The sequence below is a fragment of the Thioalkalivibrio sp. ALE16 genome (assembly GCF_000381305.1).
Taxonomy (GTDB): domain Bacteria; phylum Pseudomonadota; class Gammaproteobacteria; order Ectothiorhodospirales; family Ectothiorhodospiraceae; genus Thioalkalivibrio.
Window position 1 is genome coordinate 1 of the sequence record NZ_KB906362.1, and the last position, 15,460, is coordinate 15,460.

General features: G+C 67.0%; 15 protein-coding genes. 4 read left to right on the top strand and 11 right to left on the bottom strand.

The window, feature by feature from the left end:
• Positions 1–17: 17 nt before the first annotated feature.
• From F627_RS0108665 to F627_RS0108700, 8 genes are all read right to left on the bottom strand, one after another.
• Positions 18–1,126 (bottom strand): IS3 family transposase gene (locus tag F627_RS0108665; RefSeq protein WP_155987096.1). Its coding sequence is split into 2 segments (ribosomal slippage): positions 18–874 and positions 874–1,126, totalling 1,110 coding nucleotides; the frame shifts between segments, so codons are not numbered across the junction.
• A 17-nt stretch (positions 1,127–1,143) separates the two neighbouring features.
• Complete coding sequence (locus tag F627_RS0108675) at positions 1,144–1,785, bottom strand: hypothetical protein (protein ID WP_019583854.1); 642 nt, start codon at positions 1,783–1,785, stop codon at positions 1,144–1,146.
• A 201-nt stretch (positions 1,786–1,986) separates the two neighbouring features.
• The gene (locus F627_RS0108680; protein ID WP_019583855.1) at positions 1,987–2,631 is read right to left on the bottom strand and encodes a class I SAM-dependent methyltransferase; all 645 of its coding nucleotides are present in this window, start codon (positions 2,629–2,631) and stop codon (positions 1,987–1,989) included.
• 72 nt (positions 2,632–2,703) lie between these two features.
• On the bottom strand, positions 2,704–3,501 hold the full coding sequence (locus F627_RS16445; protein WP_081630746.1) for a PDZ domain-containing protein: 798 nt from the start codon (positions 3,499–3,501) through the stop codon (positions 2,704–2,706).
• Positions 3,502–3,613: 112 nt separating this feature from the next.
• On the bottom strand, positions 3,614–4,300 hold the full coding sequence (locus F627_RS0108685) for a zinc metallopeptidase (RefSeq protein ID WP_018867080.1): 687 nt from the start codon (positions 4,298–4,300) through the stop codon (positions 3,614–3,616).
• A gap of 107 nt (positions 4,301–4,407) precedes the next feature.
• A complete protein-coding gene (locus tag F627_RS0108690) occupies positions 4,408–6,720 on the bottom strand; it encodes a mechanosensitive ion channel domain-containing protein (protein WP_019583856.1) in 2,313 nt (770 codons plus the stop codon).
• Between the two features lie 271 nt (positions 6,721–6,991).
• Complete coding sequence (mtgA, locus tag F627_RS0108695) at positions 6,992–7,714, bottom strand: monofunctional biosynthetic peptidoglycan transglycosylase (protein ID WP_018867078.1); 723 nt, start codon at positions 7,712–7,714, stop codon at positions 6,992–6,994.
• Positions 7,714–7,956, bottom strand: coding sequence for a hypothetical protein (locus F627_RS0108700; RefSeq protein WP_018867077.1), 243 nt, complete (start codon positions 7,954–7,956; stop codon positions 7,714–7,716). Before F627_RS0108700 ends, mtgA begins: the two co-directional genes overlap by 1 nt.
• On the opposite strand from F627_RS0108700, the gene F627_RS0108705 reads away from it, so the two are divergent.
• The 4 genes from F627_RS0108705 to F627_RS0108715 are packed head-to-tail and all read left to right on the top strand — an operon-like array spanning position 7,955 to position 9,426.
• Positions 7,955–8,284 carry a hypothetical protein gene (locus F627_RS0108705; RefSeq protein WP_018867076.1) on the top strand — a complete coding sequence of 110 codons (330 nt, stop codon included), beginning with the start codon at positions 7,955–7,957 and terminating at the stop codon, positions 8,282–8,284. The genes F627_RS0108700 and F627_RS0108705 overlap by 2 nt on opposite strands.
• Complete coding sequence (locus F627_RS0108710) at positions 8,277–8,690, top strand: thiol-disulfide oxidoreductase DCC family protein (RefSeq protein WP_038032689.1); 414 nt, start codon at positions 8,277–8,279, stop codon at positions 8,688–8,690. Before F627_RS0108705 ends, F627_RS0108710 begins: the two co-directional genes overlap by 8 nt.
• 50 nt (positions 8,691–8,740) lie before the next feature.
• The gene (locus F627_RS16450) at positions 8,741–8,851 is read left to right on the top strand and encodes a DUF2256 domain-containing protein (protein WP_231366574.1); all 111 of its coding nucleotides are present in this window, start codon (positions 8,741–8,743) and stop codon (positions 8,849–8,851) included.
• The gene (locus F627_RS0108715) at positions 8,848–9,426 is read left to right on the top strand and encodes a histidine phosphatase family protein (protein ID WP_018875653.1); all 579 of its coding nucleotides are present in this window, start codon (positions 8,848–8,850) and stop codon (positions 9,424–9,426) included. The genes F627_RS16450 and F627_RS0108715 overlap by 4 nt, the downstream gene beginning before the upstream one ends.
• Before the next feature lie 42 nt (positions 9,427–9,468).
• On the opposite strand, the gene F627_RS0108720 is transcribed toward F627_RS0108715, so the two are convergent.
• Genes F627_RS0108720 through F627_RS0108730 form a run of 3 tightly spaced genes read right to left on the bottom strand, consistent with a single transcriptional unit; the run spans position 9,469 to position 15,330 of the window.
• Entirely contained in the window at positions 9,469–11,046 is a 1,578-nt protein-coding gene (locus tag F627_RS0108720; protein ID WP_019583857.1) for a TolC family protein, read from the bottom strand.
• Positions 11,039–14,113, bottom strand: a complete 3,075-nt coding sequence (locus F627_RS0108725) for an efflux RND transporter permease subunit (protein ID WP_019583858.1) — start codon at positions 14,111–14,113, stop codon at positions 11,039–11,041. The genes F627_RS0108720 and F627_RS0108725 overlap by 8 nt, the downstream gene beginning before the upstream one ends.
• Positions 14,110–15,330, bottom strand: coding sequence for an efflux RND transporter periplasmic adaptor subunit (locus tag F627_RS0108730; protein ID WP_019583859.1), 1,221 nt, complete (start codon positions 15,328–15,330; stop codon positions 14,110–14,112). Before F627_RS0108730 ends, F627_RS0108725 begins: the two co-directional genes overlap by 4 nt.
• Positions 15,331–15,460: the final 130 nt, after the last annotated feature.

Consider the following 15,460-nt stretch of genomic DNA (forward strand, 5'->3'; position numbering starts at 1 on the left):
GTGTCCACTTCCCCGGATTAGGTCCACGCATAACTAGAGGTTTCCGGGTGGTGTAGCTGCCGGTATTCGACCGGCGTCAGGTCCCCCAGCGACTCGTGAGGGATGGTTTCGTTGTAGTCCTGCAGCCACTGCTCGGTGTGTTCCCGGACTTCGGTCAGCGTTCGGAAGACGTAGAGATCCAGGACCCCACGGCGGTAGCTGCCGTTGAACCGTTCGATGAAGCCGTTCTGCATCGGTTTGCCCGGCTGGATGAAGCTCAGTTCCACGCCGCGCTGTTCGGCCCAGTCGGCGATCGCGGCCGAGACGAACTCGGGGCCATTGTCCAGCCGGAGCTGCTGCGGATAGCCCCGCCAGGCGGCAATACGCTCCAGCACCCGGATCACACGGGGTGCGGGCAGGTTCAGATCGATCTCCACGGCCAGCGCTTCCCGGTTGAAGTCATCCACGACGTTGAAGGTGCGGAAGCGCCGTCCGTCCCATAGCGCATCCGACATGAAGTCCGCTGACCATCCCACGTTCGGGGCTTCGGTCGACGCCAGGGGCCGTGGCTCCCGTGGTGGCAAACGGCGCTTGCCCTTGCGCCGCAGGTTCAGCTTCAGGGCGCAGTACACGCGCCAGACCCGCTTGTGGTTCCAGGGCATGCCCCGACGCCGGATCAGCTTGAACAGCTTGCCAAAGCCCCGCTCCGGATAGCGCTCCACCAGCTCCTGCAGAAGCGCGATCACCGCATCGTCCCGGTCCGGTTGCTTGCGATACCGCACCACCGACCGCGCAGCCCCTGCCGCCTGACAGGCCCGGCGCTGACTCAGCCCGTGTTCCTGCGTCAACGCAGTGACCACACGGCGCTTCTCGTCCGGGCTCAGAGCTTTTTTGTGATCACGTCCTTCAGGGCCGTGTTCTCCAGGGCCAGCTCGGCATACATCCGTTTGAGCCGGTTGTTCTCGTCCTCCAGCTCCTTCAACCGTCGGACGTCGGCTGCCTCCATGCCGCCGTATTTCGACTTCCACTGGTAGTAGGTCGCTTCAGAGACCCCGATCTCCCGACACACGTCCTTCACCTTCCGGCCGCCTTCGACCTGCTTCAGCGTCTGAACAATCTGGCTTTCCGTAAACCGACTCTTGCGCATCTCGGCCTCCTTTGGCTCTAGTGTGCCCGGAGACCTCCAGTTTTCAATGGACCGAATTTACGGGAAGGCGACAAGCGCATCATGCCGCCCTGACCACCCTGTTGCTGCTGCATCTGCTGCTGCAGGCTCTGCATGCGCTGGATGACGTCGTCGATATCGGCGTTCTCCTGGCGCATGGCGGCCATCAGGTCGTCACGCAGGGATTGCTGGGCCTCGCGGATCTCCTGATCCTGCGCGACCGCCTGCTGCGCCTCCTGCAGGTTCATCTGCGCCTGCTGAACGTCCTCGGACTGAATGACTTCCTGGCGCTGTTCGGCGCTGAGATCCGGATCCTGCATGCGTTCCTCGGCGGACTCGAGGGTTTCCAGGTCACGACGCGGCTGATAACCGGCGGACTCCATCTTGTCGAGTATCAGATTTTCGATATCTTCAAGTTTTTGTTCTAACTGTGGATTGTTCTCGACGGCCTGCTGCTGGGTCTCGGCGAGCGTCTGCTGTAGCTGCTGCATCTCCATTTGCAGGTTGCCACTCTGACCGCCCTGCATGCCCATGCCGCCCTGGCCCTGCTGGCCCATACCCTGCGCCATGGCGAGCGGGCTGGCCAGCGCAAGGGCGGCCGCGGCGATCAGTCCGGCGACGGACCGGGAACGAATCTTCATAGAATCTCTCCTGCGTAAGTAGTAACGGTAGCCTAGACAAGCGCACTTAACCCCAGCTTAACAAGCGTGGCGACTTCATGCCGGACCGGGGGCGTCCAGCCGGGCGAATGGCACCTGGCGAAGACGATCCGCGGGTGGAGGAGTTCCCCGGGGCCGCGTGGCGGGCGGATCCGTGTGATGCCCGTCGAGGTTTCGGGTTGATCAGGGCGGATCGCTGCGCGTGAACAGCGCTATGTCGCGCGCGGGCAGCGCGAGGGCGCCACCCAGCCGGTCGGCGATCCAGTGCAGGGTGTCGGGACCGTAGAACGCGACGTGGGTGGGGTCGCGGCGATAGTGCCAGCGGCGGAAGCCGTCCGCCTCGGGCGGCCATTCGGTCATTACGGCAAGAACGCCGCCCGGGCGCAGGTGGGTGCGCAGCGTTTGCAGTGCGTGCAGGGGACTGTGCAGGTGCTCCAGCACCTCGGTGCAGGTGATGAAATCCCAGCCGGAGTCGGGTGCGTCGGGCCAGACGGGTGCAAAGGCGGGGTCCCAGGTATCCATGGTGTAGCCGCGTGTCCGCAGCAGGGCCGCGAGAACGGGTTGGGGGCCGCAGCCCCAGTCGAGGCCGCGGGCAGGTGGTGGCAGGGCCTCCAGCAGCGGCTCGATCAGCCGCTGCAGATGCGTCTGGTAACCGGGATCATCCGGCCGATTCTCGTGGGTGCGGTAGTACGCACGTTCCATCTCGCGGTCGGGCCAGACCCCGGGGTCGAGGTGGATCAGGCGGCAGTGGTGGCAGCGGCGATAGTCGCCGGGTGAGGGATCGCCGAGCCCGCGGTGATGGAACGGGCGTGTGGATGAGCCGCACAATAGACAATCATGAAGAACCCTCGAAGACATTTAGAAGTATATAGACGGGCCACCTGCATCTTTTCGGGAAAATTAATCGGTGGATAAATCAACGATTGTGTTTTTCTTTATCCGATCTCTATAAAAAGTTACTTGGACTGGTCCGGATTCTGTCTGATCTATGAATTGAATGTACTCTTCGACGCTGGTTATTTCCCGATCTTCTATGGAAACGAGAATGTCGCCACGCATGAGGTCGGCATGGAATGCAGGAGAATCATTTACGACTGCAAATACGAGAACACCAGTATTGCTTCCGATCATTCTTCGGTGTTCATGATCTAGTTCGTCTACAAGGGCGCCAAAGATCGGTGGCGGCATCTTAACCCAATAAGTCGCGAGATGATTGTATCTCTGAATGGAGTAGGGAATATGCGTTGTCGTAGTGCCATGAGTGGTCGTTGTTCCGGTCCCAGAGAAGGATCCATAACCGCCCGGTCCTTGGATACTCCCATATGTGTGTGTGGTAGATGTCTGGGTATTCGGCAAGGTTATGGGCGTAGACCCAGTTACCGTTTCTAGGTATTCCGAGTAGAGGAGTACTTTCTCTGCCTTCACGGATTGAGCGTGAATTTCTGCTTGTTTAGTAGTTGCGTTCCCCGCAGTGAAGGATGAATACCCCAAGAGGGCATACCCCCGCTCCATCATACGTTGATTGTCGGTGGGCACGTCGGTTCCGCGGATTATTTGTGGACTTTCAGAAGGTTTTTTGGAACCCGCAAGGGCTGGGAGTTCGTCCGGTTCAATGTAGGACTCGTAAAACTCCGAATAGGGGTTAGTGGCGCACCCCGAAAGAAATGTGATCAAAGCTATGGCTAGATAAAGTTTCATTTATGAGCCTATTTTTGGATGCTGGCTAAATGTGCATCTGTATGGTAATTGATGTGAGAAAGCGCATATAGTGTTCGTGTTTGGGCGTGATTGTCAGGTTTGGGAGCGTACATTACCTTCGCAGGTAGCGGAACCACGAGGCGATATTCAGCAGGCTCATCAGGGATTGCGAGAGGTAGGTATAGGCGGCGGCCTTCAGGATGCGCTCCGCATGCGGGTAGTCGGGCGGGTGCAGGTAACGCCCGTCACGCAGCATCGGCATGGCCCGGCGGAAGCTGGCGTCGAACTCCGTGGGGAGGGTGACCAGGTGGGCCAGCGTGGCGAGCCCCATGGAGAGGACTCCGGCCAGCAGGAACAGGAACGCGGGCGCGGGATGCCGGGCGAGCAGGGTGACAAAGGGAATGGCGACCAGCAGCCAGGCACCGATCTGCTGACCGTATCCCGCGACGCAAACCAGGTAGCTGCGCATGCGCAGCGGGGCGTAGCCCTCGGCATGCTGGATGGCGTGTCCGACCTCGTGGGCGGCCACGGTGACCGCCGTGAGGGAGTGTCCCTCGTGGTTTTCGGGCGACAGCCGTACGGTGCGGGCGTTGGGGTCGTAGTGATCTCCGTGCGTGGTGGTCTCCACCCGGACCTTGTGCAGCCCGTGACGGTCCAGCAGATCGCGGGCCAGTTCCGCGCCGGTGCCGTCGTAGCGGTCCCCCGGCTGGTGGTACTTCTTCATGACGTGACGGACCCAGAGGCCCGGGGCCCAGGCGAGGAACAACAGCAACGGCGCGAGCAGGATCAACAGTCGCATGCGGCTATATTGACCCAAATCCCGCCCTGGCGGAAAGGGTAAGCCGGCTCGAGATGACCGCGCGTGGCGGCAGGCCCCTCAGCCGGCCGTTCGCCCCGCTGGTTGCGTCAGTCCTCGGACTCGTCGTAGTCGCCTTTGTGTTTCGGGTTCGGGCGGGCGCGGCGGTCGCGCGAATAGTCCCGGTCGCCGGCGTTGCCCTCCGGCGCGGCCTCGATCATGCGCAGGTTGGCTGCGGGGGCCGACCCGTCCTTCTCCTGACCGAAGTAGATGGTCTGGTGCGGGAACGGGATCTCGATGCCGGCGGCGTCGAAGTGCTTCTTGACCAGGCGGTTGAACGCGCGGCCCAGGCCGAACTGGGTGCCCGGCAGCGTCTTGATGCGGATACGCACGTTGACCGAGCTGTCGGCCAGGGCGGTGACGCCGTGCACCTCCATTTCGTCGAGGATGTTCGGACCCTGGTCGGGGTCTTCCTTGAGTTCCTCGAAGGCCTCGCGCAGGCGCACGATGACCTCGTCGATGTCCTCGCGGTAGGCGACGCCGTACTCGCCCACGTGGTAGGCGAATTCACGCATGTAGTTGGACACCGCGTCGACCGAGGAGAACGGGATCAGGTGGTAGGTCCCGGACAGGTCGCGCAGACCCAGCGAGCGGATGGTCAGGCGTTCGACCACGCCGGTCGTTCCGGCGACGGTGACTACGTCACCGACGTTGATGGCGTTCTCGAGCTGGATGAAGACCCCGGTGATCACGTCCTGGACCAGTTTCTGGGCGCCGAAGCCGACGGCCAGGCCGAGGACGCCCGCGCCGGCCAGCAGCGGCCCAATGTTCACGCCGATCTCGGCCAGCACGATCATGGTGGTCATCACGATCAGCACGATGGCGACCGCATTGCGGAAGATGGTCAGCAGCGTGGCCTCGCGGGCCGTCGGACCGCCGTCGCCGGTGTTGGGGTTCATGCGGTGTTCGATCCAGCTGGCGAATACCAGCCAGATGGCGAGCACGCCCAGCAGGATCAGGGCGACCGAGATCGCGGTGCCCAGTACCGCCATGCCGGTGTCGGAGGCGAGCCAGGTGGTCAGGCTGAAGGCACCCCAGGCATCCGCGATCACCGCCAGCACGATCAGCAGGATCACCAGGCGCATGACCTTCAGCGCCTTCGGGATGTATGAGTTCAGGCGCAGTTCCAGCGACGGGAACTTCTCCCGGGTCTCGTCGGGCACGCGGATCTGCCGGCCGATCAGCTGCGTCAGCAGGTTGGCGACGAACACGCCCACGAAGGCCGCGAGCAAGGTCTGACCGGTGGCCTTGGCCATGAAGGGCAGGGCGTCTTCCGGACGGGTGACGCTGACCACGGCCAGCGCCAGGAAGTAGAGCAGCGCGATCCAGTGCCAGAAATTCGCCAGCAGCGAGATCACGATCCGGGTGAAGGCGAACTCGGCCCGGTTGGCCATCGCGATCAGGCGGTCATGCACCCGGCTGCGGTTCTGCAGGATGATCACGGCGGCGTACAGGAACGCCGTCAGCATCACGATCAGCCCCAGCGAGCGCCCCGCCTCGGAGGAGATCTGGTTGTTGGCGATCGGCACCAGCAGCAGGAGGCCGTAGCCAATGTAGCCCACGATGCGCGCCAGCCAGGCGTTCCAGTAGGCGGCCTCGTCCCCGGCCATCGGCAGCAGGCGCAGACCGTGGTAGCGGGTGGCGAAGATCAGGCGCAGCGCCGCCTTGGTCACCTCGATCAGCAGGAAGGCGTTCAGGAACAGCGAGTGGCGCGTGTTCATCTCGCCCGACTCGCCCAGTACGAACAGCGCGAGGGCATAGCCGGCCAGCCAGGCGAGGATGACGATCAGGAAGTCGATCGCGGCGGCGAGGACGACGGCGGGCAGTGCCCGCATCAGGCGCATGTGCTCCGCGGCATTCAGGGCCCAGCGGTCGATGCTGGTGAACAGCGGGGCGCCCAGGCGGCGCAGGACCAGGAACACCACCACGGTGAATACAATGATGATCGCCAGATCGAGCACGGCCATCCCGAACACCGTTGGCTCGATTGCACGGACCCGTTCGGCGATGTCCGCGGCGATGTCGTTGAGGGCCCGGACCTCGGCGACGGCCCCCTCGGCCAGCGACTGGGTCAGCTGGGCGATCTGGCGCGCGACGGATTCGCTCTCGCCGGTGTCCACCGGGACGGCATCTTCGGCCGTGTCGCTCTCGCTGGACCCGCTGTCGGCCCGCAGGGCCTCCAGCAGGCGCTCGCGGGCCTCCTCGTTTTCCAGCGCGTCGATCAGCGTCTGCCGCAGGTCATTGCCGGAATCCGTCGCGCCGGCATCCTGGGCAGAGACGGCCCCCAGCGGCACGGAGAACAGCAGGGCGGCGAGGACGAGCAGGCGGGAGAAGAAGCGAAACGGCGAGCGCTGGTGGGTCACGGCAAACCTCAATGTTCGGGGGGCATCCATGGGAGCCGCGCTCATGGCGTCCATGTCGATGGACCTATTGAACGGCGGTTCGCCCGTGCGGATAGTGCGAGCAGTCTAAAGGCTGGAAGTTCCCCGCCACAATGCGGGCCGGGGGTGCGTCCGGGGATGGCCGCCGCCCCTGGCGGAGCCTTGCCATGATGGGGGAAAGCACGCTCATCGCGAGCGCCAAAGGCGCGGGGCGATCTCCGTGCCCGACCTCGGCGTCGGCCGGGCACAAGGCTTACTCCAGCAGCATCGGGTCCAGCCAGGCGATCCCGAGCTGGGCCATTTGCTGCTCCACCCAGGCGATACGGCGGTCCAGTTGCGGGCCCGGCTGCACCGGGTTCATGCGCCCGGGGCTGGGCAGGATGGCGGCCAGACGCGCGGACTGGTGGCGGTCCAGTTCGGTGGCGGAGACACCGAAGTAATGCTGGGCGGCGTTCTCGATGCCGTAGATGCCGGGGCCCCATTCCGCCAGGTTCAGGTAGATCTCGAGGATGCGTCGTTTCGGCCACAGGGTCTCCATCCCCAGCGTGAACCCGGCCTCCAGCGACTTGCGCACCCAGGACCGGCCGTGCCACAGGAACAGATTCTTGGCGGTCTGCTGGCTGATGGTGCTGGCGCCGCGCAGTCGCCCGCCGCGCACATGATCGCCCAGCGCCTGGCGCACCGAGCCCCAGTCAAAGCCGCGATGGTTGGGAAAATGCTGGTCCTCCGCGGCGATCACCGCCAGCATCAGGTGGCGGGGCAGGTCATCCAGACGCTGCCAGTCCGGGCGCCGGTTGGAGGCGGTCTGCCAGTCGGTGGCCACCACCATGGCCATGCCGTAGGGCGGGTCGACGCGAGCGAACAGCACCACCAGCGCGAACATAACCCCGATGCCCAGCGCCAGCAGGAATGCGGTCAGCCCGGCCACCCAGAGGAGCAGGCGGCGCAGCGGGCGGCGCTTGCGGCGGGCCGCCATTACCGTACCCCTGCCGCGCGCGGCGCACCGGCGAAGTCGATGTTGCGGATGCGGGTCTCCATGAGGCGCAAGGATAACGCTTGCGCGTGCCGGCCGGGGCGGTTTTCGCGATGCGATCCGGTCGTGTCGGCCCGCTGCCGGTCGAACTGTTTGCCCGTTTCGTGGCCCAATGGCGGAGGGGCTGCCCGACCGACCCCGAAATCCGCCTCGACAACCCGACCGTTCGCGAAGGAGAGAGCCATGGACGTATTGCCCTATCGCTATGTGACCCCGAGCGGCGAGGCCGTGTCCTTCGAGTTTCGTCTGCACCCCGAGACGGGTTCGGCGGTGCGGGTGCAGCAGTTGCTGGACCGGTTGACCGATACCCTGGATAACGAGATCGGGGTGCTGGGGGACACCTGTAACGGGGATGTGCTGCAGGCCCTGGCGATGGCCCTGGCGGTACGTACCGAGATGATCCCGGCCGACCCCGAGATGACCCAGGGACTCGCGCGCGATGTGGTGGAGCGCGCGTTGAAATCGCTGGGCGAGGCGCAGCACCAGCAGACCGGGCCGGTAGGACATGCCTGACCCGGCCGCGAACCGACCGCCAAAGGCCCCCGGACGCCCGATCGTGTTCTTCGATGGCGGCTGCCCGCTGTGCCGTCGCGAGATCGGACACTACCAGCGCCTGGATACCGCTGCCGCGGTCGACTGGCGCGACATTCACGCCGATGCGGCGCCGCTCGCCGCCTGGGGCATCACCTGGGACCAGGCCATGCAGCGCATGCATGCCGTCAGTCCCGAGGGCCGCATTCGCAGTGGCGCGTGGGCCTTCGTGCTGGTCTGGCGGCATCTGCCGTATTACCGCTGGCTCGGCGGCGTGCTGCATCGCCTACCGCCGGTCGTCTGGCTGATGGACCGCGTCTACAACGTGATCGCCCGCTATCGCTGGCGGTCCCGCTGCGACGACGGGGTCTGCCGCCCGGGGGGATAACGGCCGCCGTGGCGCATGCCAAGCCGCATCTGCCGCAAAAGACCTGCGCCGTGTGCGGTCGGCCGTTTGTCTGGCGCAGAAAGTGGGCGCGCTGCTGGGACGAGGTGCGCTACTGTTCCGACGCCTGCCGGCGTCGTCGTACGAGGAAAACGGCGTCATGAAACGCTCTGCATTCCCGGGGATCTGGGCCGTGATCGTGCTGGCACTCGCTGTGCCGCTGGCGGCGGACGATCTGGCCGAAGAACGCGTGATCGTGGCGCAGTTGCAGGAGCCGCAGCGCATCCTGCTGATGCGTCATGCCCTGGCGCCGGGGATTGGCGACCCATCGGGCTTTGATGTCGACGACTGCGCCACGCAGCGCAATCTCTCCGAGGAGGGCCGCGCGCAGGCCCGCGAGACCGGCGAACGCCTGCGGGCCGCTGGGCTGGATGCGATCCGGGTATTCGCGGGTCCCTGGTGTCGCAATTTCGATACCGCGGAGCTGCTGGGCTATGGCGAACCGGTGGTCCTGGAGGCCCTGGGATCGGTGTTTCGCACCAACGCCCCGCACCGTGAGCGGCGCATGCGGGCGTGGCGCGAACACCTGGCGGAGGAATACCGGCAGGCGCAGGGACCTGCGGTCTACGTGACCCACCGGGCCAACATCATGGAGCTCAGCGGGCGCAGCATCGGGGCCGGGGCGATGCTCGTCGTCGAGATCGACGCCGATGGCAGTGCCCGTCCGGTGGGACAATAGGCGGGCGTCCTGAGCGGGGCGCCGGTCCTTCCAGCATTCGGATTACAGGCGAATCTCCACGCGTTCGGCACCCGGGGCGTCGATGCCGCGGTGCAGCAGCAGGGTGCCGCTGGCATTGAGCAGTTCGGTGCTCAGCTGGCGAAAGCGCACCACCGTCTCGGTCAGGTTCAGGCGGCTCTCCAGCAGGTCGCGCTGGGCCTGGGCCACGGCCAGGGCGGTCCCGGCCCCGACCCGAAAGCGGGTCTGTTCCACGCGCAGCAGTTCTTCCTGTAGTTCCACCGTCTCCTTCTGGGCCTGGATCTGTTCGCGCACACGGGCGGCGTCGAACCAGGTGGCGCGCACGTCCTCGATGGCCAGCTGTTCCAGGTTGGCCAGGGTCTCCTGGATCTGCTGGCGGGTCAGGCGCGCGCGGGTGTGCTCGGCCTCGGCCGCGCGATTGCCGATGGGCATCTCGAAGCGCAGGCCGGCGGCCAGGTCGTAGCCGTCGCCCTGGCGGTCGCGCCAGGTGCGGCTGAAGCTGTCGGCGTAGCCGGACTGGCCCAGGGTCACGAAGAAGTCCAGGCGCGGCAGCAGGCCGTTGCGGGTGCGCACGACTTCCAGCTGGTTGCGCTGCACGCGCAGGCGGGTCTCGTTGAGGTCGGCGCGGTGGTCGCGGGCCAGCGCCACGTAGGCATCCAGGGGCTCCAGGGCGTAGCGCTCCAGCTCCGGCTCCGAACGGGCCTCTAGCCGGGTATCCCAGAGCCCGCCGTTGTCGGCCTGCAGCAGGCGGGCCAGCGCGTCCTGGGCGCGGGCACGGTCGGCCCGCGCGTCGATCAGGCCCTGGCGGCGCAGCGCCACCTCGGCGCGCGCGGATACGGCCTCGGTCTCCGGACGGTCGCCGGCCCGGATGCGGCGTTCGGTCTGGTCCAGCTGGGCGCGGGCGACCGCCAGGGCCTCCTCGAAGATGGCGATCTGTGCGTCGGCCAGTACCAGGTCCCAGTAGCGGCCCTCCACGTCCGTGATCAGCTGCTCCACGAAGCCGCGCACCTCGTATTCCGATGCCTCCACGTCCAGGCTGGCCTGGCGCAGGCGCACCAGGTTGGATTCGATACGGCCGCCCCGGAGCAGGGCCTGGGTCAGGCTGAGCCCCGCGCGGGTGGTGAACTGCGAGGTGTCCACGCGGGAACTGGAGGCGCGGGAACTGCGCAGCGAGACCGTCAGGTCGGTGCCGGTGGGAAGCGCCTGGGTGATCCCGGCCTCCCCGAAACGGCGGGTGGTTGTCACCGTGTCGGTCTCGCCGATCTGTTCCAGCTGGCGCACGCTCTGGTCGCGGCTGATCTCCAGCTCGGCGAACAGCTCGGGGTCGAACACCGCGCGCTCCTGGGCCTCGAAGGTGCCCTGGATGGCCGTTTGCAGGCGCTCGGCGCGCAGGCCGCGGTTGTTCTCCAGGGCGCGGGCGACGGCCTCCTCCAGCGACAGCGTCTCCTCCGCCACCGCCTCGCGCTCGAACGGGCGGGTGTCCAGCAGGGCCTCGGCGGGCAGCGACAGGCGCAGGCCCTCGGTGGCGTCCTGGGCGTCGGCGCCCTGGGCCGGGAGGGTCAGGGCGAGCGCGACGAGGAAGGTCAGCGTTTTTCTAGGCATGTTCCGTTGCGACTCGATAGACCGGTTGTGGATGTTCGCCCCGGCGGTGGAACAGCAGGTACAGCGTCGGGATCAGCACCAGGGTGATCAGGGTAGACGACAGCAGCCCGCCGATCACCACCCGCGCCATCGGGGCCTGGGCCTCGCCGCCGTCGCCCATGCCGATCGCCAGCGGCGACAGCGCGAGGATGGTGGTCAGCGTGGTCATCAGGATCGGGCGCAGGCGCTCGCCGGCGGCGGCCACGATCGCCGTGGTCAGTTCCATGCCGTCGTCGCGGTGGCGCCGGGCCATGCGGTCCACCAGCAGGATCGCGTTGTTCACCACGATCCCGACCAGCAGCAGGATGCCGATCAGCGACTGCACGTTGAGCGTGGTGTCAGTGATCAGCAGCGCCGCGGTGACGCCGATCAGGGCCAGCGGGATGGAGAACATCACGATCAGCGGGTCGCGCAGGGATTCGTACAGGCTGGCCATGACCATGTACACCAGCAGCGTGGCCAGCAGGGTGCCCAGCAGCAGCTCGGAGAAGGCGGCCTCCTGTTCCTCGATATCGCCGGTGACCGAGAAGTCGATCTCCTCCGGCAGCGGGATATCCGCCAGGGCGGCACGCACGTCCGCCGCGACCTCGCCCAATGAACGGTCGCCGATATTCACGAACAGGGTGCTGATGCGCGCCTGCTCGCGGCGCTGGATGCTGTCGGGGCCCATCGCGGTATCGAAGGACACGAGGCTGCGCAGGGCGACGCGCTCGCCGTCCTCGCTGCGCACCGTCAGGTTCAGGAGGTCGTCCAGCGAGCTCTGGTCGGCGTCGCGCAGCTGGACCCAGATACGGGTCTCGTCGCCCCCGGCGCGCAGCTGCCCGGCGCTGGAGCCGCCCAGCGCGGTCTCCAGGGTCTGGGCGATGGTGCGCACGTCCACGCCCAGGTCGGCGGCGCGGGCGCGGTCGATGCGGGTGGCGAACTCGGGCTGACCGCCGTCGGAGCCGACGCGGGTATCGGTCACGCCGGGGATGTCGGACAGCGCGGCCTCGAACCGCTCGACCACCGCGTTCATCGTGGGCAGTTCGAAGCCGCGGACCTCGATGGACAGGCTCTCCTCGTCCGCGCCACGGCCGAAGCCACGGAAGAAGATTCCGCTGGAGGCGCGTACGCGGATCTCGACCCCGGGCGGGCTGCCCAGCGCCTCGCGCAGCGCGGCGGCGATGGCATCGGAGGAGCGGCTGCGGCTTGCGCGAGAACCGACCATTACGCGCATGTTGCCGGAGGCCGGCGAGGAGGCCCGGAACGCCGAGGCGCCCGAGCTGGAGACCAGGTTTTCCAGTTCCGGGACCTCGTCGCGGATGATCGCCTCCAGCCCGGCCATGGTGGCGTACAGCTCTTCCAGCGGGGTGCCGGGTTCCATGGATACATGCACGCGCAGCTCGCCCTCGTCGGTGGCGGGCAGGAACTCGGTGCCCACGCCGCGCAGGCCGGCGAGGGCGATCATCATCAGCAGCAGGCTGATGCCGATGACCATCCACGGCTGGGTCAGGGTGCGCTGCAGCAGGCCCTGGTAGCGATGTTCCATGCGCGCGAGGGCGCTGGTGTCGCGCCTGGGCATCGGGGCGCGGGCCATCAGCATCGGCACCAGGGTGAGGGCAACGATCAGCGAGCCGGCCAGGGCAAAGGCGACCACGGCCGCCAGGGGCTTGAACAGCTGGCCGGCGAGTTCCTCGGCGAAGAACAGCGGCAGGAAGATCGCGACCGTGGTCAGGGTGCTGGCGATGATGGCGGGCGCGACCCGTCCGGTGCCGCTGATCGCGGCCTCGGCGGCGGTCTGCTCGGCGTGTTCTTCACGTCGGCGGGCGATGCTCTCGATGACCACGATGGCGTTGTCCACCATCAGCCCCACCCCCAGCGCGATCCCGCCAAGTGTCATCAGGTTCAGCGAGTAGCCGCCGAAGTACACCAGACCAAAGGTCGCGATCACGGCCAGCGGGATCGCGGTGGCCGCCACCAGGGTGTAACGGATATTGCGCAGGAACACGAGCAGCACCAGTACCGCCAGCGCGCTGCCGTAGAGGATGGCCTGGCCGACATTGGTGATGGAGTTGCGGATGAACCCCGCCTCGTCGGTGACCGCGCGGATGTCGATCTGAGGGAAGTCGCGGTTCAGGCGTACCAGTTCGGCGTGCACCGCCTCGGAGACCTCGACCGTGTTGGCGTCGGCCAGCTTGCGCACCGCGAGCTGGACGCCTTCTTCCTCGTTGACCCGGAAGCGGCGGGTGACGCGCTGATGGGTATCGCGTACCTCCGCGACCTGGTGCAGGTGGGTCACGCCATCCTCGCTGCGCTGCACGATGATGTCGCGGACCTCGTCCACCGAGCGGAACTCGGCCGGGGTGCGCAGGCGGTACTCCCGCCGGCCGTCCATGATCGGCCCGCCGGGGGTGATCACGTTGGCGTCACGGATGCGGTTGCGCAGGTCGTCCAGGCCCAGGTCGATGGCCTCGAGACGCTCCGGGTCCACCTCCACGCGGACCTCGCGCTCCAGCCCGCCGAAGGTGTCGACCGCGGCCACACCGGGGATGCGCTCCAGGCGCGGGGCGATGCGGTTGTCGATCAGGGTGCGCAGGTGGATGGCGTCCAGCTGCGAGCCCACCCCCAGGCGCATGATGGGCGAGTCCTGGGTGTCGAACTGGCGCACCAGCGGGCGGTCGGCATCATCCGGCAGGCGGTCCTCGATGCGTGCCAGACGATCGCGCAGGTCGTCCACGGCCTGGCGGATGTCCGTGCCCCAGGCGAAGTTGATGCGGACGTTGCTGTTGCCCTCGGCCGAGGTGGAACGGATCTCCTGGGCACCCGTGATCGCGGCCGCTGCCTGTTCCACCGGCCGTGTGACCAGTTGTTCGACCTCCTCGGCCCCGGCATTGGGGTAGGAGGTCATCACGGTGACCACGGGGTAGGTGATGTCGGGCAGCAGGTCCACCGGCAGGCGCGTCAGCGCGGTCAGCCCGAGGATGACCACGATCAGGGCCACCATACTGGTCAGCACGGGGCGGTGGACGGTCAGGCGCGCGGGATTCACGGGGTCTGTGCCTCGCGCTCGTCATCGCGGTCGGGGATGCGGCCCGGTTCGCTCAGCCGCAGCGGGGTACCGTCCGCAAGCAGGTGCTGGCCGAGGATCACGACCTCGGTGCCCGGCGGCAGATCGGGTTCCAGCAGTTCGACCCAGTTCCCGTCACGGACACCGGTGATGGCCTGATGGCGCCGGGCCGTTGGGCGCTCGCCACTGCGTTCCACGCTGAATACGGTGGGCCCGGCCTCACGCTGGATGATCGCGTCGCGTGGGATGGCCCGCGCGCCGTCGCGCTGGCCCAGGGTGATCGCGGCCTCGACGAACATGCCCGGGCGCAGGCGGACGTCGTCGTTGGGCAGTTCCACCTCGATCCGCGCCTGGCGCGAGCCGGGGCGGAACTCCGGTGCGATCCGCGCGATGGTCCCCGCGAATGCGGTGTCGGGGTAGGCGCCGGTGCGTACCTCAGTGGCCTGACCGGGAGACAGCCGACCGTAGTCGGACTCCGTCACGGCCAGGATCGCCCGGACCGGCTGGAGCCGGACCAGCGCCAGCGCCGGCTCGCTGGCGCTGATGACCGTGCCGGGATCCACATGCCGTTCTGCCACCCAGCGCGTGCTGCTGGATGCATCCGCCTCGATGCGGGTATAGCCGAGCTGGATCTCGCGGGTGCGCAGTGCGGAGCGTCGCTGCCGGATCTGCGATTCGGCGAGGGCCACTCGGGTCTGCGCCAGGGCCAGTTCGGTCTCGGCGGCCTCCAGCTCGGAACGCGAGGCGATCCCCTGATAGCGCAGTTCACGGGTGCGCTGCAGTTCGCGCCGGGACGCGTCGCGGCTGGCGATGGCCTCCGCCAGGCTGGCCTCGGCCACTTCCAGTTCCGCCGCGGCCTGGGCGACGTCCTGCTCGAACTCTTCGGTGTCCAGTTGCAGCAAGGGGTCGCCCGGTTCCACGCGGTCCCCCAGATTGACGAAGATCTCGGCGACCCGGCCGCCGACACGGGGAGTGATCTCGATGCGGTCCGCACCCTCGATGCTCCCGGTGAAGCGCCGGCGCTCGACCAGGTCACGGGTCTCGATGGCGGCAACCGCCACGGCCACCGGTCGCGTCTCGCCACCGCCGGGGCGACTGCTGGGCGCTGCATCGTCATCCGGAGCGAGCAGCATCCAGCCCAGCAGGCCGGCGGCCAGGAGGAAGAGAACCGCGGTGATCAGGGTGGCGGGGCGGGGCATTGCAGCTCGCTTTTGTTCGGGGTGGTCAGGGGGAGTGTGGCGTGGTTCACTGAATCCTGAATGAATTCGGTTCGGAATCCGGGCCTTGTTCGGGGCATCCTGCCATGCGACCGCGAATCTCGAGGAGAAT